At 43.0% G+C, this 22165-nt stretch carries 15 protein-coding genes; 12 read left to right on the top strand and 3 right to left on the bottom strand.

Features of this window, described 5'->3' with window-relative positions:
* Positions 1–91: 91 nt before the first annotated feature.
* Together hflK and hflC are read left to right on the top strand one after the other, a co-directional pair.
* Positions 92–1114 (top strand): FtsH protease activity modulator HflK, encoded by a 1023-nt coding sequence (hflK, locus tag G608_RS21050; protein WP_081677414.1) that lies wholly within the window; start codon positions 92–94, stop codon positions 1112–1114.
* 21 nt (positions 1115–1135) lie between these two features.
* Positions 1136–2011, top strand: a complete 876-nt coding sequence (gene hflC, locus G608_RS0112120; protein WP_026496258.1) for a protease modulator HflC — start codon at positions 1136–1138, stop codon at positions 2009–2011.
* A gap of 82 nt (positions 2012–2093) precedes the next feature.
* Here hflC and G608_RS0112115 read toward each other — a convergent pair whose 3' ends face one another.
* Positions 2094–3392, bottom strand: coding sequence for a glycoside hydrolase family 5 protein (locus tag G608_RS0112115; RefSeq protein ID WP_026496257.1), 1299 nt, complete (start codon positions 3390–3392; stop codon positions 2094–2096).
* Positions 3393–3402: 10 nt separating this feature from the next.
* Entirely contained in the window at positions 3403–6177 is a 2775-nt protein-coding gene (locus G608_RS24300) for a carboxylesterase family protein (RefSeq protein ID WP_330367000.1), read from the bottom strand.
* Positions 6178–6413: 236 nt separating this feature from the next.
* On the opposite strand from G608_RS24300, the gene G608_RS21045 reads away from it, so the two are divergent.
* Positions 6414–7895: a glycoside hydrolase family 43 protein gene (locus G608_RS21045; protein ID WP_081677412.1), complete on the top strand. Its 1482-nt coding sequence runs from the start codon at positions 6414–6416 to the stop codon at positions 7893–7895.
* Here G608_RS21045 and G608_RS21040 read toward each other — a convergent pair.
* The gene (locus G608_RS21040) at positions 7875–8840 is read right to left on the bottom strand and encodes a helix-turn-helix transcriptional regulator (RefSeq protein WP_242829386.1); all 966 of its coding nucleotides are present in this window, start codon (positions 8838–8840) and stop codon (positions 7875–7877) included. The two genes, G608_RS21045 and G608_RS21040, sit on opposite strands and share 21 nt — an antisense overlap.
* Before the next feature lie 313 nt (positions 8841–9153).
* Between G608_RS21040 and G608_RS0112095 the strand changes: the two genes are divergently transcribed.
* From G608_RS0112095 to G608_RS0112055, 9 genes are read left to right on the top strand one after another with little or no spacing between them, the layout of a single operon-like run.
* A complete protein-coding gene (locus G608_RS0112095; protein WP_155833284.1) occupies positions 9154–10623 on the top strand; it encodes an endo-1,4-beta-xylanase in 1470 nt (489 codons plus the stop codon).
* Between the two features lie 27 nt (positions 10624–10650).
* A complete protein-coding gene (locus G608_RS0112090; RefSeq protein ID WP_026496254.1) occupies positions 10651–13575 on the top strand; it encodes an extracellular solute-binding protein in 2925 nt (974 codons plus the stop codon).
* A gap of 60 nt (positions 13576–13635) precedes the next feature.
* A complete protein-coding gene (locus tag G608_RS0112085) occupies positions 13636–14529 on the top strand; it encodes a carbohydrate ABC transporter permease (RefSeq protein WP_242829385.1) in 894 nt (297 codons plus the stop codon).
* Between the two features lies 1 nt (position 14530).
* Entirely contained in the window at positions 14531–15394 is an 864-nt protein-coding gene (locus G608_RS0112080) for a carbohydrate ABC transporter permease (RefSeq protein ID WP_026496252.1), read from the top strand.
* Positions 15395–15415: 21 nt separating this feature from the next.
* A complete protein-coding gene (locus tag G608_RS0112075; protein WP_026496251.1) occupies positions 15416–16939 on the top strand; it encodes an NHL repeat-containing protein in 1524 nt (507 codons plus the stop codon).
* Positions 16940–16943: 4 nt separating this feature from the next.
* The gene (locus G608_RS0112070) at positions 16944–17603 is read left to right on the top strand and encodes a YIP1 family protein (protein WP_026496250.1); all 660 of its coding nucleotides are present in this window, start codon (positions 16944–16946) and stop codon (positions 17601–17603) included.
* A gap of 21 nt (positions 17604–17624) precedes the next feature.
* Positions 17625–20204: a DUF5696 domain-containing protein gene (locus G608_RS0112065; RefSeq protein ID WP_026496249.1), complete on the top strand. Its 2580-nt coding sequence runs from the start codon at positions 17625–17627 to the stop codon at positions 20202–20204.
* 16 nt (positions 20205–20220) lie between these two features.
* A complete protein-coding gene (locus tag G608_RS0112060; protein ID WP_035792038.1) occupies positions 20221–21129 on the top strand; it encodes a carbohydrate ABC transporter permease in 909 nt (302 codons plus the stop codon).
* Entirely contained in the window at positions 21122–22132 is a 1011-nt protein-coding gene (locus tag G608_RS0112055) for a carbohydrate ABC transporter permease (RefSeq protein WP_026496247.1), read from the top strand. The genes G608_RS0112060 and G608_RS0112055 overlap by 8 nt, the downstream gene beginning before the upstream one ends.
* The last annotated feature ends 33 nt before the right edge of the window (positions 22133–22165 follow it).

The following is a 22165-nucleotide window of genomic DNA, read 5'->3' as shown; positions in this document are numbered from 1 at the left end:
TACATTATAATCATATCAACATAAAAAACATGCAGATAGCGAAGATTACTGCTATACTGATTTTTGTTATGAAAAAAGCAGGAGGGAATAAATGGACGCAGAAAAGAAAGTAAATAAAAAAGTAGAACACTACAAGGACAGAAAATTCGGACCCTTTGTTCCGATAATCATTGCTCTGGTTTTCCTTGCAGGCGCCGCCTTCGACTCCTTCTACAATGTAAGTGAGCAGGAGCAGGCAGTAGTGACACAGTTTGGTAAGGTGGTGGCCACCAATAGCGCAGGACTGTATTTTAAGGTACCCTTTATCCAGGCTGTTCACAAAGTAGATATGACAACTCACGGTATCGGCATCGGATACACAATAGATGGAAATGGTCAGAACATTACTGTTGAGGATGAGGGACTTATGATCACTTCTGATTTCAACTTTGTTGATATTGATTTCTATCTGGAATACAAGGTAAGTGATCCTGTTGCTTATATCTATAACACAAGTGATCCTGAGACAATCATGAAAAATGCTGCACTGGCAAGCATCAGATCAACAGTTATAAACTTCCCTGTTGATGAAGTAATCACCACAGCGAAGGGACAGATTCAGTCTGATGTCAAGGCTCTTTTATCAAATGAGCTTACAAAGCAGGATATCGGTCTTACAGTTGTAAACGTATCTGTTCAGGACGCAGAGCCTCCGACGGATGAGATCAAGCAGGCCTTCAAGGCTGTAGAAACGGCTAAACAGGGTAAAGAAACCGCTGTAAACAATGCTAAAAAGTACCAGAGCGAGCAGGTTCCTGCTGCAGAGGCAAGCGCAGACAGAATTGTTCAGACAGCAGAAGCTGCAAAGGCTGCAAGGGTTGCAGAAGCAGAAGGTGAAGTTGCAAAGTTTAACAGCATGTTTCAGGAGTATAGCAAATACCCGCTTATCACCAAGCAGAGATTATTCTATGAATCAATCGAAGATGTTCTTCCCGGTGCAAAGCTGATCATTACTGACGGTCAGACCGAGCAGATTCTTCCCTTGGACAGCTTCAATCAGAATGATTTAGGAGCGGCAGCTCAGTTTGTTACTAATTCTGATGTAACAACAGAATCTTCTACAGATGGTGAATAAGATATTTGGAGGATACGATATATGAAAAAAACAATAGCCGGAACCCTGACAGCGTTTATCGTTGTAGCGCTTGTGGTAATCCTTGGCAATTCATTATTTACAGTTCATCAAAAAGAATTTGTTGCAGTAAGACAGTTTGGTAAGATTGTGCGAGTTGAAAGCGAGCCCGGTCTTAAGATGATAACTCCCTTTGTACAGTCAACCCAGAGAATCAATGCAGCAATCAAGATGTATGACATTCCTAAATCCGATGTCATCACAAGAGATAAAAAGTCAATGATAGCTGATACATACGTGCTTTGGAGAGTGGTAGAGCCGGTTAAATTTATCCAGTCACTTAACGCTATCGATTCAAGAGCTCAGGAGAGAATAGAAGCAGCTGTTTACAATGCAACAAAAACAGCCATCTCATCAATGAGTCAGGACGAAGTTATTGAGGCAAGAGGTGAGACACTCACAAAGCTCATAACAGAGGATGCTAACTCAGATATGGGCGGTTACGGTATTGAGATCGTTACAGCTCAGATAAAGGCTCTTGACCTTCCCGATGACAACAGAACAGCAGTATATGAGCGTATGACATCTGAACGTAACAACATCGCCGCTTCCTATCAGGCAGAGGGTGCAGCGGAAGCTCAGAAGATAAAGAATGAAACCGATAAAAAGGTCGCTATTTTAACAGCAGATGCTGAAAAGACCGCTGCACAGCTTGAAGGTGAAGGAGAAGCAGAGTACATGAGAATTCTTTCCGAAGCCTATAATACAGAGGATAAGGCGGATTTTTACAACTATGTTCGTTCTCTTGAAGCAATGAAAAAGTCTTTAACCGGTGGTCAGAAGACCATTATTCTTGATAAGAATTCAGAGATAGCAAGACTTCTCTACGGTATGAACTAAAACTTATAAGCGTAAAAAAAGAGGCTATGGAACTTAATTTGTTCCATAGCCTTTTGTTTTTACTGCAGTACCTGCGGGTTTTTTATTTATAAATCTCCATGATGGCGTCTACGACGCTTTCTCTGTACCAGGTCAGGTTGTTACGGTCAAATATTGCAAAGTGCTCATTGCCTGATTCATACTGTCCGTTGTCCCACCAGATGCAGGGTACGCCGTTTGCTTTTGCGATTGAGAGATAATCAGCAACCCATCTTGTTACCTGGCTTACATTATCATTTTTGTGGATGGCACCGTATTCAGTGATGATAACTGGAATATCCTTACTTAAGAAGGTCTTCTTTAAGTCATTAAATACGTCTAAGATATCCTTCTTGTGAGTGCCATCCCAGGTGTTAAGCTCCCAATCATCATCGATGTCAAAGGTAAATGCATAAGGAGTGTAGGCATGTATTGATACGCCTATATGGTCATCCTCAGGGATCTCAACATCATTAATTGTTACAGGAAGAGGAGATGCTGCAACAGATGTGATGAGAAGAAGTCTCTTCTCGTTGTTGCCGCCGGTTGCTCTTACGGTATCAACAAAGGTCTTGTTAAGACGATTTAAGCATTTTCTTACTTCGTCTGTTCCGCCGTCCCATTCGTGGGCATCTCCCTTTATTCTTGGCTCGTTTAAACCTTCGAATATCAGGTGGTCGCCATAGTCCTTGAAGTGCTCTGCAATCTGCTTCCAAAGTGCAGCGTGCTTTTCATCAACTTCGTCGATATGAGCATCATCCGGGATTCTCCAGTCCTCTTCGTGGTGAGTGTTGAGAATTACATACATTCCATCATCGAGAGCAAAATTTATAACTTCTTCGACTCTTGAAAGCCATGCTTCGTCAACAGTATAATCCGGTGCCTCGCCGATGTGGTCCATCCAGGTGGTGGGGATTCTGATAAGATCAAAGCCCTTATCGTGAATGACATCAATCATATCCTTGGTGGTTTTGGGGTTACCCCAGCTGGTTTCAGCGGCAACACCCTTTGTTCCGTGGGAATCGAAGGTGTTTCCGAGGTTCCAGCCGGTGGTCATTTCAGCAACCAGATCTTTTGGTGATATGTCTCTCATTTCGTATTTATCTCCCGCTGCTGCAGGTGCATCTTCTGTTGTTTCTTCATTGGCTTCATTGGCTTCATCAGCATCGTCTGCAGCATCTGTTTCGGTTTCATCTGTTTCTTCTGTAGCAGTAGTTTCGACTTCCTCGTTGGCAGCAGTCTCTGTTTCCTGAGCAGGAACAGTTTCAGCCGGCTTTTGTCCGCAGCCGCTTACTGTGGTAGCCATAAGGGCGGCAGCAACCATCACTGCCGAAATGTTTTTCTTAATTACATGTAACTTCATTTTTTGCTCCTTAATCATGTAAGAATTCTATGGAAGCAAGGCTTGCGCTTCCTGTACCATTATACCTTAGATAAAGAGCATGTGTGCCGCTTATTTTCGGGAACCTGCACTCAAAGGCTGTCCAGATATTTGAAGAAATAGCCTCTATTTCAGCAATAGGCTTTTCATTAATACCGGTCTTAACCTCAAATTTACCGCCAAAGTATGCCCTTGTGCGGATTCTAAGGCCTGTAGCATCCTTAAGGTCGAAGTATTTGAATCCGATTGTAGTGCCATCAGTAATGGACTTGATATATCCTGGATTCTGATCTCCATCGCCGCCTTCCTGAACAACTCTCGGAGCTGTGGGCTCAACGTAGATATCATGCTTCTCTGTAAAGATGTTGCAGGCAAGGTATGCCGGGTATTCACCTATATCGGAAAGAGGACCGCCGTTAAGTCCGCAGGATGTGATCTCTACCTGAGGAATGGAACCATCAGCATTAATTATGAGCTTTTCTGCGCAGCCCTGTCTGCTGTACCAGTTGCCGTTTGTGTGTCTGTGATAGAAGATATACCAGTCATCACCTATCTGAACCATGCTTCCGTGGTTATTTGCACCGTAAGCTGTAGCTTCCTCAGCCTTTTTGTAGCTATCTATGTGAAGATCGCAGTTACTTACAAGAACGCCGCCATACTTAAAGGGCCCTCTTGGATCCTTGGAGGTAGCATAGCAGAGCTCGTGCATAACCTCTGATGAGTAAATGAAGTAGTAGGTGTCGTTATGCTTTCTTATTGATGATGCTTCAAAGAATGCATGGCCTTCAAATTCAGTTCCGGCCGCATATTCTTTTCCGGGAGCTACGAAAATAGGAGCTTCCTTTATAGTCAGCATATCGGGACCAAGAACTGTCAGCATGGAGCCGTGTCTTGATTTATCTCCCTGTCCGCAGAAGCCTGTGTACATGTAGGTAACATCGCCTTCTGTGAGAACGCCGGGATCAAACTGAGGCTCATCACCTTCCTTATCTCCGAGCTTTGTGCCATCTTCATAGTGAACGTAGCCGTAGAACTCGTAAGGGCCAGCCGGTGTATCACTTACAGCCACGGAAACGATTGAAATCTTATCAAGTACATAATACAGATAGTATCTGCCGTCGGGACCCACTGTTACATCAGGGGCATAGAGACACATGTGTCCATCGGGATTAGCAGGATCCTGAGTCTTCTTATAAATAACGCCCTCGTAGTGCCAGTTACCAAGGTCATTTATGGGAGCAGAGTAGCAGATATAATCTCCGAGGCAGAAGGTCTCACCGTTGTAAAGATCATGGGATCCGTAAACATAGACTCTGTCTCCGAAAACATAGGGTTCTCCGTCAGGCACATATTCCCAGCTCGGAAGATAGGGATTTACAGCCTGCTTTTTGCTGTTCTGGCGGATGCCGCCTTCAAATCTTGGAGTTGCGCCTCTTCCGAGGAACTCCATCTCAGCTCTGCATTTATCTGTGTAGGGAATCCACTTGGGAAGCTCTTTGCCGTCCCAGCCCTTTCCGTTGGGATCGCCTGTTTTAATAAAGTTGGCAAAGTAGTCACACATCTGACGGGCAAGATCAAAGTGTCTTCCGGCATAGGGTCTGTGGCATTTTGAAAGTGATTCAAAGAAGAACCACAAATCTACGGAATGGAAGGTTCCGGGATAAGAATCACCCTTGTTGCCATCTCCCGGGATATCGGGGTCAAAGCGGTAGTAATAATTTTTCTGTCCGTTTTTCTCAGCATCAAGGAAGGTTTCTTTTACTGATTTTTCAACAATGCTTTCGCCATTAATTGCAAACTCATCGGAAGTATTTCCTGAAATTATGGGAGCCTTTGTGCATTTGCCCTCTGCAAGAAGCTCTATTGGATTACCTTTGCAGAACTGTCCGTCCATAATGGGGAACATTCTTGGATGATCAGCAATATATTTTCCATAGCCGTTAAAAATCTCTTCTGTGGAAAGTTTTCTTGCTTCTTCAAGTGTTGATACACCAAGAACCTGGAAGAATTCTTTTCCGTGAGCTTCTGCTTTTTCCAGAGAAAGAGGCTTGAAAATATCAGAGTCCTCATCGGGATGACGGATCATTCCGCTTATTACAACGGCGCCTTTTATGATGTCAAAATTCTCTTCGTTAGTGAACTGCTGCATTACGCTGGATCCGCCTGCTGACTGGCCTGCAATGGTAATTCTGTCAGGATCTCCGCCAAAGGCTGCGATATTTCTGTGAACCCAGTGAAGACCGGCTCTCTGGTCGAGAAGTCCAAAGTTACCGGGAGCATCGGGAGCTTCTGCTGTGATGTCAGGATGAGCAAGATATCCGAAAACATTCAGACGATAGTTTACGCTGACAACAATAACGCCGCGCCTTGCAAGCTTTTCGCCGTCAAATTCCATCTCGGCTGTGTAGCCCCACTGGAATCCGCCGCCAAAGAACCATACAAGAACAGGAAGCTTTTCGTCTGTCTTTTTTGCAGGTGTCCATACATTCAGATACAGACAGTCCTCACTAATCTCGATACCGGGATCTACGTGCCACTCGCGGCAGTAAATGTCTGTTCCAAGGCCCGGTCTGTCCTGAACGGATATGGGAGCAAATTCAAAGGCATTAAGTGTGCCGTCCCAATCCTTGCAGGGCTGAGGAGCTCTGAATCTGTTCTCACCCACCGGAGGAGCAGCGAAAGGAATGCCCTTATAAACTGTTATTCTGGGATCTGCGCCGGGCAGACCCTTAACTTTTCCATTTTCTACTTTTGTCTCTCTAAGCATGTCTTTTCCCCTTTATTTTGCTAACATTCATTAGTTTTTTAGTGAAAGAAATATATACTTAATTTATATTATCTGACACTTGTAAAGTCTTATCAATAATTGCTACGCCTTAGTCAATGCTTGCCTATATGCAGCTTTACGCAATTACTGAAATTATTTTCGCAACTTTTTTGTGGCGGCTCTTACAATCTCAAATTTATATTCTTAGTAAAGTAATATTTTGAGGAGACGTAAAAATGATGAACGTTTGCGCACAGCCTATAGAAATGACAGAGACTGTTGAGAATTTTGAATTAAAGGAGAGCGGCAAGGCAGCTACTGACCATAATCCGGTTATGGTGCAGCGCTTTGGTGCAGATCCTTACGCTCTTGTATATGACGGAAGAGTATACATATATATGACAGGTGATAAGATATCATATAATCCTGATCGCACTGTCAAGGAAAACACTTATGGGAATATAAATACTATCTGTGTTATATCTTCAAGTGATCTTGTAAACTGGACCGATCATGGAACCGTTTATGCGGCAGGTAAGCTTGGCGCTGCAAGCTGGGGCAACAATTCATGGGCTCCTGCAGCTGCTTATAAAAAGATTAACGGCAAGGATAAGTTCTTCTTGTATTTTGCCAATAACGGAAACGGCATAGCTGTTCTTACAGCAGATTCACCGACAGGACCCTTCACAGATCCTCTTGGAGAAGCTCTTATTTCAAGAGAAACACCCACCTGTGCTGAGGTTACATGGCTTTTTGATCCTGCCGTGCTTATGGATGATGACGGAAGTGCATATATCTACTTTGGCGGCGGCGTACCGGTACCTGATAAGGCAGATAACCCTGGAACAGCAAGAGTTGCTAAGCTTGGCGATGACATGATTAGCCTTGACGGTGATCCAAAGCCCATTAAAAATGTACCTTATCTTTTTGAGGATTCCGGAATAAATAAGATTGGAGACACATACTATTATTCATATTGCTCCAATTTTGACGTAACTAAGGATGCTACAAAGAAATACGGATTTGAGTCCGGCGAGATTGTAACCATGAAGTCAGAATCACCCATGGGTCCCTTCGAGCTTTGCAATCCTGTCCTCAAGAATCCTGAGTTTTTCTTTGGTCTTGGCGGAAATAACCATCACTGCATTTTTGAATTTAACGGCGAGTGGTACATTACCTACCATTCAAGAATTCTTGAGGAAAAGATGGGAGTTCTTGGCGGTTACAGAAGCACAAATATTGATAAGCTCATTTTAAATGATGATAATGAGCCCACAACAAGTAAGGGCACAAGAGCAGGAGTTAAGCAGCTTGAGACTGTTGATCCTTATAACGATGTGAAGGCTGTCACAATTTCAAACGCAGCAGGAATTGACACAAAGCAGTTTGGCGAAGAGGCTAAAAAGTACGGATCAGGAGATATGATTCTCTCTGAAATCTCTGATGGCAGCTGGACCTGTGTAAGCGGCGTAGATTTTGGAAAAGATGGCGCTAAGGAAGTTTCAGTAAATGCCTGTGGTGCCGGAAGCGGAAGCATTTCAATCCGCCTTGATACTCCCTCCGGAAAAGAGATGGGAACAGTTGAAATCGAGAAGCCCGGAAAAGAGCTTAAAAAGATAAAGGCTGTTTTGGACGAAAAAATAACCGGAAAACACAATTTGTACTTTGTATTCTCCGGTGAAGATTATGAAGTATATTCATGGAAGTTTGGGCGATGATACATCGCCCATATCTTTATTTCCCAGGCCGCCTGAGAAAAGGGTTCTGTATTCACCCGGCGTGCATCCCTTCTTTTGCTTGAAGGTTCTGTTGAAGGTAGGGATGCTTGAGAATCCGGCCTGAAGAGCAATATCTGTAATTGACAGATCGTCTCTTGTCAGAAGGACCTCTGTAGCCTTAATTCTGGTATTTATCAGATAATCGTAGAAGGTGCAGTTCATGTATTCCTTGAACAATCTCGAGAAATGGAACTTGGAGAAACCGCTGTAGGAAGCCACATCTTCCAGAGTGATCTTATTTGTATAATTCTCATCTATATAATCGATGGCATTATTTAATCTGTCGAAGTACTCTCGTCTCTTAACAGGTGATGTATCATTGAAAAGCTGAAGCTTATTCAGATGATATCTGGATAAGATGGTCAGTATCTGGAACAGATGAGAGTAGATCGAGAACTCATAGAATTCTGACTTTTGGAAATACTCGTTCCAGATCTGGGAAAAGAGATCGTAAATATCATTATATATAGGAGCATATTCATCCGGAGTTATATGGATGCAGTCCTGAAGCATGGATATAAGTCCCGAATATCCTCTTACAGATGAAAAGAAATCAATGTCAAACAGACATATGTATCTCTCTCCGGTTTTCGGAGCATGGAGATAATGCGATTTTCTGGGCGGAATAAAAATAATATCCCCCGGAAGAACGTGATGCCTGTCGGTATCAACATCAACGTCATAGAAATTTACAATAGGAAATACTATTTCCAAAGCATTATGCCAGTGAGTCGGATAATCCGTTGTCTCAATGTTGTGCCAGATACGGATGGAACTATCCTTAGGGAAGATAGACTTTTCGTTATCTCCCTCCAGCACACGCTCTGTAAAATCAGTATTCTGCTGATAATAATTGAGTTTTAACTCATCTTTCAATTTAATCACAATACGTACCCCTTGCTAACCCCAAATTAACATTGCAATCGTATATTAGCACAAATGATAACACATTACTATCAAATTTTGCTTTTTTGTTTTTAGTACAATGGTAATTTTATTAAAGAACACAAGGCATCTATGTGGTTTTTGTATATAGTGCACAAAAATCACGGTTCATTTTTTGCTCATTAATCGCAATATCTGAAAGGCGCAAGGCAAGAAATGGTAAGCATGCCCATTTTGAAGCCATTATACTAAGCATTATCATAGCTGACTATGATTAGCAAAATTTGGTAAGCAAATATTGGGAGGATACATCTTGTATCGGAGGGGCAAATCTTTTATTTCAGCAATTGCCTGCATGACAGCGTTGGGGTTAACACTTGGTGGCTGTGGCAGTGCAGATCATACAGAAAATCAAGCAGAATCAGAAAGTACCATAGCGAATGAATCGGCTGAGACTGAAAGCTCCGAAGAGAGTAAAGAAAGTCCTGCCGAGAGCGAAGAGGCTTCTGAGGGTGATTCGGAGGAAGCCGCAGAGGTCACAGAAACGACCGCGGAGGAGACAGAAGAGGTGGATGAAGCGCAGGAAGTTCCCATACTAAGGGACTGTGTACAACAGAAGATGGGATGTAGAATCGGATGCGCGCTTACAGGGGATGAGCCCTGGGACATTCCTCTCTGGAATCTGGTTACCACACATTTTAGTTCGGTAACACTTGGAAATGAGCTTAAGCCTGATTCACTGTTTGGGTACAGTGTAAGCACTTGCCCCGGAACAGAGGAGGCAGAGCTTAACGGAGAGACTATAACGGTTCCTGTTCTTAATTATAAGAATCCCGAGAAGATTCTTAATAAGATACTTAAATGGAACGAAGCCAATCCGGATAAGGCACTAGAAGTGAGAGGACATGTTCTTTTATGGCACTCCCAGACGCCTGAGTGGTTTTTCCATGAAGACTACGATAAGACAAAGCCTTATGTAACACCTGAGGTAATGACCAAGAGAGAAGAGTGGTACATAAGAGAAGTACTGACACACTTCACAGGCGAGGACAGTCCTTACAAAGATCTCTTTTATGGATGGGATGTTGTTAATGAAGCAGTTTCTGATGGTACAGGAACCTACAGAACAGATACAGAGAATCCAAACGAGGATCTTTCGGAAGACAGACACGGAAACAATTCAAGCTGGTGGCATGTATATCAGAGCGAAGAGTTCATAATAAATGCATTTAAATTCGCCAACAAATATGCTCCTGCAGATTTAGAGCTTTATTACAACGACTACAACGAATGTGTTCCGCAAAAAAGGCAGGGTATCATAAAGCTCCTTGAAGCCATAAAGGCAGAGGAGGGAGCTCCCGGAGAGGGAACAAGAATTGATGCCATGGGCATGCAGGGACATTACAGTGTAAACAGCAATGCCAATGATGTAGAGGTTTCAGCCGAAGCCTACGGCGAGGTGGTTGGAAATGTACAGATCACAGAATGGGATCTTTCAGCATCTGATGGCTACGATGGCAGCGTGGAAGCCATGGAGACAGAGTATGAGAAGCAGCGCAAGACATACAACCTTATGTACTACGCACTTCAGTCAGCAAAGAACTCAGGCAAGGTAAACATCACAGGAATGACCTTCTGGGGAACAGTTGATAAATACTCATGGCTGAACTTCCGCTCCAATGTCGGCGGAGGAAGTAAGAAAGACCAGAAACAGTGCCCGCTTTTGTTTGACAGTAATTACGAACCAAAGCCGTGCTTCTATGTTTTTGCGGATACTAATTAACCTAAAAAGGGAAAGAGACTTAAGGTAATGAACAAAAATCTAAAAACCGTAATTGGTGTAATCATAGCTTTAGCAGTAGTTATAGGTATATGCGTAGTACTTTCTCACACCGAGGTAAAAGACTTCCATGAAAAATATGAAGGAGTCGACCTTGCTGAAGAAGTAGAGGGTATGGAGAGAACAGGAAGCTATACCGGATACCTGAATGAACATGCCGGCGTGAAAAAAGCAGACAAGGATGTAGAGGTTAACCTCATGGATTACACATCCGAGGGCGATGTTCACGAAGAAGAAAATGCAGTTTTCACAGAGACAGGTTCAAAGATCACCTGGAATGTGGATGTGCCTGAAGAAGGAATGTACAGATTATTCATTGAGTACAAGCTTCCGGAGTCAAGAGGTGTAGCTGCAGAGAGAACAGTATACATAAATGATGAGCTTCCCTTTGAGGATGCAAGAAATATCGCATTCACAAGAATGTGGATGGACGGTGGCGAGGTCAAGGTTGATAACCAGGGCAATGAGATCCGTCCCAGACAGGTTGAGTATTTCGACTGGCAGAGTGCTTACTTCAAAGATGATATGGGATACATCGCTGAACCCTATCTCTTCTATATGAATAAGGGAGCAAACACTCTTACATTTGAAGCAGATAACGAGCCGATGCTCATTTCCAAGGTTGTTGTCAGTGCGGCAACAGAAAGACCTACTTATGAAGAGTATGCGGCAGCTAATGCAGGAAAGAGTGACAGCGCAGAAGCAAAGAGCTTCATGGAACTCATACAGGGTGAGGATTCAACAATAAGATCCGAGTCATCACTTTATGCAAAATATGACAGATCATCACCCACAACAAGTCCTAACAGTGTAACAACCACCAAACTCAACTATGTAGGTGGTGAGAGCTGGAGAAGCTCAGGACAGTGGATTGAATGGAACGTTGAGATTCCGGCAGACGGTTTCTACAACATCATGGTAAAGGGTCGTCAGAACTACGCAAGAGGATCTGTTTCAACCAGAAGCGTACTGATCGATGGCGAGATTCCTTTCAAGGAACTTGAGGAAATATCCTTTGGATATAACAACGATTGGGACAGCATTACTCTGGCAGATGAAAACAAGACTCCTTACAACTTCTACCTTACAAAGGGTACTCACACCATAAGGCTTGAGGCAACTCTTGGTGGAATGGGAACAATCCTTCAGGAAATGGAGGATTCAACCTACAGACTCAATCAGATTTACAGAAGAATACTTGTATATACAGGAGCAAATCCTGATATCTACAGAGATTATCATATTGATACAACATATCCCGAGATCATGGAAGCCATGGAGCTTGAAAGCAAGCGTCTCTACAAGATAGTAGATGACATGGTTGCATACTCAGGACAGAAGGCAGATAACATAGCAACAGCACAGACAATTGCTCAGCAGCTTGAAAGATTCTGTGCAAAGCCTCAGAAGATAACAACAGAGTTTGTAACCTTTAAAGATAACATCACATCACTTGGTACAGCTTCACTTAAGATGAGCGAGACCAAACTGGATATCGATTATCTGGTTGTATCAGGTACAGACACAAAGCCCAAGAAGGATAAAGCAAACTTCTTCACAAAGGCAGCACATGAGATCAAGTCCTTCGCAGCATCCTTTGTTGTTGATTACAACTCAGTCGGTGATGTTTACGATGAGAATTCAGGCGAAGAGATCGTAAAGGTTTGGGTACTCACTGGTCGTGACCAGGGTACAATCCTTAAATCCATGGTAGATGACGATTTCACTCCCAACTCAGGAGTAAAGGTTAACGTAGAAATCGTTGATCCCGGAGCACTGCTTAATGCAGTACTTGCAGGAAGAGGACCGAACGTAGTTCTCTCAGTTGGTGCAGATCAGCCTGTAAACTACGCTCTGCGTGGTGCAGCTGAAGATATAACCCAGTTCGATGGTTGGGAAGAAGTAATGTCCCACTATTCGGAAAGTTCTTATGAACAGTACAGACTTGATGGTCACATCTACGGAATACCTGAGACACAGACCTTCAACGTAATGTTTTACAGAAAGGACGTACTTGAGGAACTCGGACTTGAGCCTCCTCAGACATGGCAGGAACTTATAGAGATGCTTCCCACAATTCAGGGAAATAACCTCTCTGTCGGAATTCCTACCGCAGCAGGAAGTAGCGGTGCTACAGCAGCTTCAACATCAATCATGTCGAACGTTCCTGATCTTTCAATGTACTTCTCACTGCTTTATCAGTATGGCGGAGACATGTACAACGAAGACGGAACAAAGACAACTGTTAATACAGAGGCCGGAGTTAGGGCATTTGATGACTATGTAAGATACTTCAATGATTATGGTATACCTACAATTTACGACTTCGTCAGCAGATTCCGTTCTGGTGAGATGCCGATTGGTATATCCCCGTATTCGACCTACAACACATTGATGGTTTCCGCACCGGAGATCAGAGGACTTTGGGATTTCACTCTCATCCCCGGAACTGAAGTAAATGGTCAGATAGACAGATCGGACTTCATTACAGGAAGTGCCACAATGATGATCAGTACAGAGAATGATCAGCTCAGACAGAATTCATGGGAGTTCATGAAGTGGTGGGCAACAGCTGATACACAGGTAAGATTCGGTCGAGAGATCGAGGCACTCCTTGGTTCATCAGCAAGATATGCAACAGCCAACAGAGATGCATTTTCAAATCTGTCCTGGAGTGCTGACGACATAGCAGTACTTGATGATCAGTGGGATCAGACCGTTGGTATCAGAGAGGTACCCGGCGGATACTTCACCGGAAGACATATCTCAAATGCCATCAGAAAGGTAATAAATGAAAAGGTTGACTCACGAGAGACAATCATCGATTACTCGATTCTGATAGATGAAGAGATTGTAAAGAAACGTAAAGAGTTCGGTATGCCGGTGGAGGAATAAGGAGAAACTATAGCGATGAAGGAATACCTGCAGAAATATTTTGTACTGCGTAAACATAATATGAATGTTGCGTGGAAAAAGGCTAAGAACCGTAAGATGTGCTACCTTTTCCTCGCACCCTACGCAATCTTATTTACGATGTTTTATGTGTTTCCTGTAGTAGCCTCGATCTATTACAGCTTCACATATTACAACATACTCGAACCTCCTAGGTTCATAGGACTTCAGAACTATGTGAGTCTTGTTTTACAGGATGACATATTTCTGATCGGTGTGAAAAACACAATGATGATAGCGTTGATCACAGGGCCTCTTGGATACATTTTGTCCTTCCTATTTGCCTGGCTCATAAACGAGCTGCCCAGATGGATCAGAAGTATCGCTGTCATCGTGTTTTACGCACCGTCTATAGCAGGTAACTGCTATGTAATCTTCTCAGTATTCTTCAGAGGAGATGCTTACGGATACGTAAACGCGTTCCTGATGAATTTAGGTATCATTGATGCACCAATACTTTGGTTCATAAATCCTCAGTACATGCTTCCTATATGTATGGTAGTTATCCTGTGGATGTCACTTGGTACCGGATTCCTTTCATTCGTAGCCGGACTTCAGGGTGTAGACAGAGCACAGTTCGAAGCCGGATACATGGATGGTATCAAGAACAGATGGCAGGAGCTGTGGTATATCACACTTCCCAACATGAAGCCCATGCTCATGTTCGGTGCGGTAATGTCAATCACACAGTCCTTTGGTGTTGCAGACGTAACAATGGCACTTTGCGGATATCCCAGTACGGACTACGCAGCAAGAACAATTGTTACTCACCTGTTTGACTATGGCTTCTCAAGATTTGAGATGGGTTATGCCTGCGCCATAGCAACGATATTGTTCCTCATGATGATACTTTGCAATAAAGCTATTCAAAGTCTGTTAAGGAGAGTTGGAACCTGAAATGAGCAAGAAGCTAATCAAGAAAAGAAAGCCAAACAGATCTATCGCAGGAGATATAGCACTTTACGTTTTCCTGTTACTTGTAGCATTTGTAATGGCATTTCCAATTATATACGCAGTCAGCAGTGCATTGAAGCCTTTGGATGAGCTGTTTAAGTTCCCGCCGAAGATCTTCGCACAGCATCCTACAATGGACAACTTCTCGGATTTGTTTGTAACAATGGGTAAATCCTGGGTTACATTCTCCAGATACTTGTTCAATACAGTGTTCATAACCTTCCTTGGAACCTTTGGACACCTCATAATCGCATCCATGGGTGCATTCGTACTTGCTAAGTACGATTTCCCCGGCAACCAGACCTTCTTCAAGGTTGTAACAGTTGCCATGATGTTCACAGGTTGGGTAACACAGATTCCTAACTACCTGATCCTGAACAAACTCGGATGGATTGATACCTACTGGTCAATAATCATTCCCGCATTTGCTTCACCTATGGGACTTTTCCTTATGAAGCAGTTCATGGAAGGCCTTCCGACATCACTTATCGAGGCTGCCAAGATCGACGGTGCAAATGAATGGCTGGTATTTTCAAGAATTGTAATGCCTAACGTTAAGCCTGCATGGATGACACTTATCATCTTCTCAGTACAGGGACTTTGGAACAACAAGGCATCAACATACATCTATTCAGAGGAGCGCAAGACACTGGTTTATGCACTCCAGCAGATACAGAGCGGTGGTATTGCCAGAACAGGACAGGGCGCAGCCGTACTTGTAGTAGTAATGATCGTGCCGATCATAATATTCGTATTCTCAGAAAGTCAGATCCTCGAGACCATGGCAAGTTCTGGTTTGAAGGATTAATGCTGAAAGGACTTAAATCTTATGCGTAAGAAAAACATACTTTTAAAAACCGCAGCATTGGCTATGGCTGCAGCATTTACAGTCGTTACTCCGATAACGGCGCAGGCATCTGCGGAATATGGATATTCATACAATTACGATTACTGGGGTGATGTTCAGGAAAGCCCGGATCTGTATAACGTATGTAAGGTTTTCACATCCTCAGACTTAGGACTTGATGTGAAATTAAAGAACCCTCAGGGAATGTACGTACACGGTGACAGCATTTTCATCTGTGACAGCGGTAATAACAGAATCCTTGAGCTGAAAAGATCCTCCGCTGAGAATCTTGAATATGTAAGAACAATCGATTCTTTTAGCGGCGGCGAAGGCGAGACAACACTTAATAATCCCACTGATATAGCAATATCAGAGGATGGAGATATTTTCATAGCTGATCAGGGCAATGCAAGAGTAGTAAAGCTTGATAAAGATTTAAATTATCTTATGAAGTTTGAAAAGCCCGATGATAAGACACTTGATCCGAAGCTGGTTTTCCAGCCAAGTAAGTTGGCAATCGATACTGCTGAGCGTGTTTACTGTATAGCAGTCGGAATCAACAAAGGTCTTGTCAAATATGAAAATGACGGAACCTTCTCAGGATTTGTAGGAGCAACACCTGTTACCTACGACTGGACAGATTATATATGGAAGAAGTTCGCATCTCAGGAGCAGAGAGCCAAGATGGTATCCTTCGTTCCTACAGAGTATGACAACATCTTCATGGACTATGAAGGCTTCATATATGCCTGCACCGGTGCAGTTAAAGCTGATGATCTTAGAAACGGATCAGCAGATGCTGTCAGAAAGCTGAACCTTATGGGTAACAATATCCTGGTTCAGAACGGTGACTGGAATGCTTACGGTGATCTGTACTTCGGATCAGGCGGTGGTTACGAAGGACCTTCATACTTCACAGATATCACTGTAATGGACAATGACATCTACGCATGTCTTGATAAGAACAGAGGTCGTGTATTTGGATATGACGACCAGGGCCACATGGTATTCGCCTTTGGCGGAAACGGTAACATGGATGGTTACTTCAGACAGCCCTCAGCAATAGAGAGATATGGTCATGAGCTTTATGTACTTGATGCACTTGACTGCTCAATAACAGCTTTTGTACCTACAGAGTTCGGTAATCTCGTATATGATGCCATCGAACAGTTCGACCAGGGTAATTACGAAGCATCCGGTGCTTCCTGGGAGAGCGTAATGAATCAGAATGGTAACTACGATCTTGCTTATATCGGTATAGGAAGAGCACTTCTTCGCCAGAAGAGATACAAAGAGGCGATGGATTACTTCGAACTTAAGTATGACGCAGAGAACTACTCCAAGGCATACAGACAGTACCGTAAAGAGTGGGTTGAGGATCACATCGTAATAATCGTAATAGTGATTCTTGCGCTTTTCCTTATCCCGCTTTCAATCGGAAGGGTAAAGAGAATACGCCACGAAATAGACACAGCAGACATTTTCGTAGCAGGCAGAAACAGGTGAGGATATGATCGCAAAATTAAAACAGTTTAATACACCGAAAGAAAAATATATAGACTCCCTTAAGTTTGCATTATATTGCATCTCTCATCCGCTCGACGGATTCTGGGATCTCACCCATGAGGGCAGAGGAACTTATGCGGCAGCAAATACTATTTTGTTCCTTACACTACTTATCAGAATACTGAAGCTCAGATATACAAGCTTCATATTCGTACAGGTTTACTGGGAAGAGCTGAACATCTTTCTGTACCTGGCCAGTGTTCTTTTCCCGCTGGCCCTTTGGGTAGTAGGTAACTGGGGACTCACAACACTTTTCGATGGAAAAGGACGACTGGGGCAGGTTTACATGGCAACCTGTTATGCACTTACCCCTTATCCGCTGGTACAATTCCCGCTGATGATTTTCAGTAACTTTGTAACAGTAGATGAAGCAGAGTTCTACAGCACATTAAGTGCTTTAACACTAGTTTATGCGGCAATCCTGGTTGTTGTAGCCATGGGTCAGATTCATGAATACTCAGCCAAAAAGAACCTGCTGTTCACAGTAGCGACACTGTTCTCAATGCTGGTTATGATCTTTATACTTATGATCTTCTTTAGCATGATTTCGCAGGGTGTTTCATACTTCATATCCATTGCGAAAGAATTGATGTTCCGAATATAGGAGTAACAAGAGGTGACGAACTTGAAAAAGAACAATTTAGCCAAAAAAATAGGGAAAGCGGTTTTATCACAGCTTCCTAAAATAATACTTCTTCTGATCATCCTCGTAGGTGTGATAGTAGTTATGAACTACAAAGCACCGGCAGAACATGAGGAAGCGATTGCTCCTTACGCATACACAGGCGAGCAGGAACAGACAGTCATAGAGAATGATGAACTTAAGCTGGTAATGGATAACGCTACAACAGAGTTCTCCATTGAAGTTAAGGATTCCGGTAAAGTGTGGTACTCAAATCCCAAGGACGCAGCAAGTGATCCTATAGCACTTACTGATGAAAAAGCTCTTCTCCAGTCACCACTGGTAATGAGCTACTCAATCACACAGGGTCTTGAGACAACCTATAACTCATTCGGCTACAGTGCACAGAACGGAATTTATGAGATTGTTCCGGGAGATAATGAGATCCGGGTAAATTACTCAATGGGTACAGTTTCCAAGGAGTTCACAATTCCTCCTGTAGCAACCAAGAAGGCATTCAAAAAGCTTCTTAAGAAGATGGACAAGAAGGATGCCGATCTGGTAAAGCAGTACTACAAGAAATATGACATCAATAAGCTTAGCAAGAAAGACAATAAAGACGAGCTGATCGCAAATTATCCCATCATCGAAGAGAGTGTAATCTATGTCCTCAGACAGAAGACTAAGGATGCAACCAAGCAGCAGATGGAGGAGCTTTTTGCTGCAGCAGGCTACACCTATGATGATTATATAGAAGACAAAGCACTTGATATGTCTTCAACCTCATCAGATAATCCGATCTTCAATGCAAGCATCATTTACAAGCTTGACGGAAAAGACCTTGTAGTTGAAATTCCTTATGAAGATCTTGCTTATGATAAAGAAACACCTATTTATACGATAACACCTCTTCCGTATTTCGGAGCAGGCGGCCCTGAAGACGAAGGCTTTATCATGGTACCCGAGGGCGGCGGAGCAACAATAAGCTTTAACAACGGTAAAACAGCACAGAGCAGTTACTATGCTAATGTATATGGCTGGGATAAGTGCTTAAAGAGAGATGCAGTTGTACATGACACAAGAGCTTACTACGGAGTGTACGGTGTATCTGAAGGAGAGGATTCCTTCATCTGTATTCTCGAGGATGGCAGATCCTACGCAGCAGTACAGGCTGATGTAGCAGGCAAAAACAACAGCTACAATTACGTAAATGCAATTTACAGCGTAAATCAGCGTGAAAAATACGATGTAGGTGATATCGCTAACAGTGATATTTACGAATACATCCCTGAACTTCCAAATGAGACTCTCAGACAGAGATATTCCTTCATCGGTTCAGGAAGTTATGTGGACATGGCAAAGGATTACGGCAGCTATTTACAGAATGAGTATTCAGGATATCTGGATATGCTTGATGAAGAGAGCACACCTGTTGCCATCGAGATAGTCGGAGCCATCGACAAGATCAAGCAGATTGTTGGTATTCCGGTATCAAGACCTCTTAAGCTTACAAGCTTCGATGAAGCTGCAGATATAGTTACACAGCTCAGTGACAGCGGCGTTACCAACATGGATGTCAAGCTCACAGGATGGTGTAACGGAGGTGTTAAGCAAAAGCTTCTTAAATCAATTAAGCCCATCGGTGCACTTGGTGGAAAGAGCGACCTTAAGAGCTTCATAAGCACAGCTGAGTCAAAGGGCGCAACAGTTTATTTAAACGGAATTACACAGTATGCATATGACAGCAACATATTCGACGGCTTCTTCTCATTCCGCGATGCAGCCAAGCTCATCAGTAAAGAGAGAGCACAGCTTCATGAATACAGTCATATCACATATGCAGAGAGAGAAAACTCAAACAATACATACTATCTGCTTCACACAGAGCTGGCTGACAGCCTTGTGAGCAATCTTGCAAAAACAGCTGATAAGTACGCAGCAGGCGCTTCCTTCCAGGATCTGGGCATGGATCTTTCATCAGACTTCTACAGGAAGAACACTTACAGCAGACAGGCGGTTCTTAACCTCCAGACAGAGAGGCTTAAGAGCATTGCCGATGCAGGAACACCTATCATGGTAAACATGGGTAATGATTACGCAGTTCCCTATGCAAGCATGATAACAGACATGGATTTAAGAGGTAGTGAGTACACAATCCTCGATGAGTGCATTCCTTTCTTCCAGCTTGCAGTACATGGAAGAACAAACTACACAGGAAAAGCAATCAATATCTGCGGAAACGAAGAGAACGAGGTTCTCTACAGCGCAGAGTACGGCGCAGGTCTTAATTTTACATTCATGGAAGAGACATCATTTGCAACACAGAAGACCTTATACACAGATTACTACGGAGCAACCTTTGATGCATGGAAGGACAAGATGCTCGAGATCTACACAAGATACAACAATGAACTCGGACATACCTTCAATCAGGAAATGGTAGACCACAAGAATCTGAGCGCAGACGTCTCCCGTACCGAATATGCCGATGGAACAGCGGTTTATGTAAACTACGGTTACAGCGAATTTGTAACTGAGGATGGAGTAAAGGTTCCGGCAAGGGATTATATGGTAACTAGGTGAGAAAGGATAAATAGTAATGAGTAAGCAGAAAAACAAACTGGCCGGATTACAGAAAAGAAAAGCCATATCAGGATATCTTTTCATATCCCCGTTCATAATCGGTTTCCTGGTATTCCTTGTTAAACCGCTTTTTGAGTCATTGTATATGAGTTTTTGTAATGTGGATCTTTCAGCAGGTAAGATTACGAAAACTCTGGCGGGATTAGAAAACTTCAAGTTCGCATTCAGAGTTGACCCTGAATATACAAGACTCCTTGTGGAAGAGCTTTCAAGAATGATGGTTTATTCACTGGCTATAATCGTGTTCAGCTTTTTCGTGGCACTGATCCTTAACCAGAAATTCAAGGGAAGAGCTCTTGTAAGAGCTATATTCTTCCTTCCGGTTATTCTTTCATCCGGTGTTATTATCGGTCTTGAATCAAATAACCAGCTCATGGCATCCCTGGCTCAGACAATTGAGCAGACAACAGAGGGTGTCAGCGTGACAGCAGCTCTTGAGGATATATTGAGAACAGCAGGCGTCGGTGTAAGAGCATACGAGCAGGTATTCGAGGTTATCGACAATATCTATGATGTAGCCCTTGCATCAGGTATCCAGATCATCATTTTCCTCTCAGGACTTCAGACCATCTCATCAAGCATGTATGAAGCCGCTGATATCGAGGGATGTACTAAATGGGAAAGCCTCTGGAAGATCACATTCCCTATGATAAGCTCACTTTTCCTTGTTAACTGGATTTACACAGTAGTCGATTTCTGTATGAGATCTGATAACCAGGTTATCGAGAAGATTCAGAAGGTTATGATCGATCAGCAGCAGTACGGAAATGCTTCAGCAATGTCTTGGATTTACTTTGTGCTTGTCCTTGCGTTTGTTGGAATTACATCATATTTCATTTCAAAGAGGGTTTACTATTATGACTAATTCAGAAGCTATGGCAAGCTATAAAAAGATGGGATTCTGGGAGAGAAACAAGCTCTCAGGAGGATACCTTCTTAAAAAAGTAATCGGAGAAAAGGCAGTAAGTATCATAAGATTCATTCTTTTATTCGGAATGTGCTTCATGATCATTCAGCCCATACTCAATAAAATCTCTGTAAGCTTTATGACAGAGCAGGATCTGTATAACCCCGTTGTAATCTCAATACCCGAGCATTTCACAACAGCCAATTACAGACTTGCTGCAGAGCTTATAAGCTTAAAAGAAGCGGTACTCAATTCATTTTTGATCTCACTTACCATTGCGGCACTACAGATTGCAGTGTGCACACTGGTTGGTTACGGATTTGCAAGATTTGAGTTCCCCGGTAAGAAGTTCTGGTTTGCGATGGTCCTTTTGGTAATTCTTATTCCGCCGCAGACAATTGCCAGCTCACTTCACCTTCACTTCAGATACTTTGATGTTCTTGGTATTTTCAAGTTGATAACCGGAGAGACGCTGAACCTTCGTGGATCAAAGTTACCTTATTACCTGATGAGTGCCGGATGTATGGGACTAAAGAACGGATTGTATATTTACATGATCCGTCAGTATTTCAGAAATATTCCCGGCGACCTGGAAGAGGCTGCTTATGTTGATGGTTGCGGAACACTTAAGACCTTCTTCACAATCATGCTTCCTCAGGCAAGACCTATTATTACTTCATGCTTCCTGTTTGCATTTGTATGGCAGTGGACAGACGGATTCTATTCCAGAATGTTCCTTGGAAGCACAAAGCTTGTAAGTACAGGACTTTCAAGAATCGTAGACAGCCTTGGAGCTTACATTCAGAGAATTAACGGAGTTAAGACCACAATTTCTGTTGCATATTCAAACTGTATTCTTGCAACAGGAACACTTATCATCATTGTACCTATTATTGTTATTTACCTCTTCGCACAGAGAGAATTCGTAGAAAGTATTAGCAGTACCGGTATAAAGATGTAAAAAAAGTAGTCAGCCGGAGCCTTTGCTCCGGAG

The organism is Butyrivibrio sp. WCD3002 (genome assembly GCF_000424265.1).
In the GTDB taxonomy this organism is placed as follows: Bacteria; Bacillota; Clostridia; order Lachnospirales; family Lachnospiraceae; genus Butyrivibrio.
The sequence above is the reverse complement of the archived record's forward strand: the minus strand, read 5'-3'. Positions and strand labels throughout refer to the sequence as shown.

Coding starts and splice junctions, on each gene's coding strand:
- hflK (WP_081677414.1), top strand. CDS start 92: ATGGACGCAGAAAAGAAAGTAAATAAAAAAGTAGAACACTACAAGGAC.
- hflC (WP_026496258.1), top strand. CDS start 1,136: ATGAAAAAAACAATAGCCGGAACCCTGACAGCGTTTATCGTTGTAGCG.
- G608_RS0112115 (WP_026496257.1), bottom strand. CDS start 3,392: ATGAAGTTACATGTAATTAAGAAAAACATTTCGGCAGTGATGGTTGCT.
- G608_RS24300 (WP_330367000.1), bottom strand. CDS start 6,177: ATGCTTAGAGAGACAAAAGTAGAAAATGGAAAAGTTAAGGGTCTGCCC.
- G608_RS21045 (WP_081677412.1), top strand. CDS start 6,414: ATGATGAACGTTTGCGCACAGCCTATAGAAATGACAGAGACTGTTGAG.
- G608_RS0112090 (WP_026496254.1), top strand. CDS start 10,651: ATGAACAAAAATCTAAAAACCGTAATTGGTGTAATCATAGCTTTAGCA.
- G608_RS0112085 (WP_242829385.1), top strand. CDS start 13,636: ATGAATGTTGCGTGGAAAAAGGCTAAGAACCGTAAGATGTGCTACCTT.
- G608_RS0112080 (WP_026496252.1), top strand. CDS start 14,531: ATGAGCAAGAAGCTAATCAAGAAAAGAAAGCCAAACAGATCTATCGCA.
- G608_RS0112075 (WP_026496251.1), top strand. CDS start 15,416: ATGCGTAAGAAAAACATACTTTTAAAAACCGCAGCATTGGCTATGGCT.
- G608_RS0112070 (WP_026496250.1), top strand. CDS start 16,944: ATGATCGCAAAATTAAAACAGTTTAATACACCGAAAGAAAAATATATA.
- G608_RS0112060 (WP_035792038.1), top strand. CDS start 20,221: ATGAGTAAGCAGAAAAACAAACTGGCCGGATTACAGAAAAGAAAAGCC.
- G608_RS0112055 (WP_026496247.1), top strand. CDS start 21,122: ATGACTAATTCAGAAGCTATGGCAAGCTATAAAAAGATGGGATTCTGG.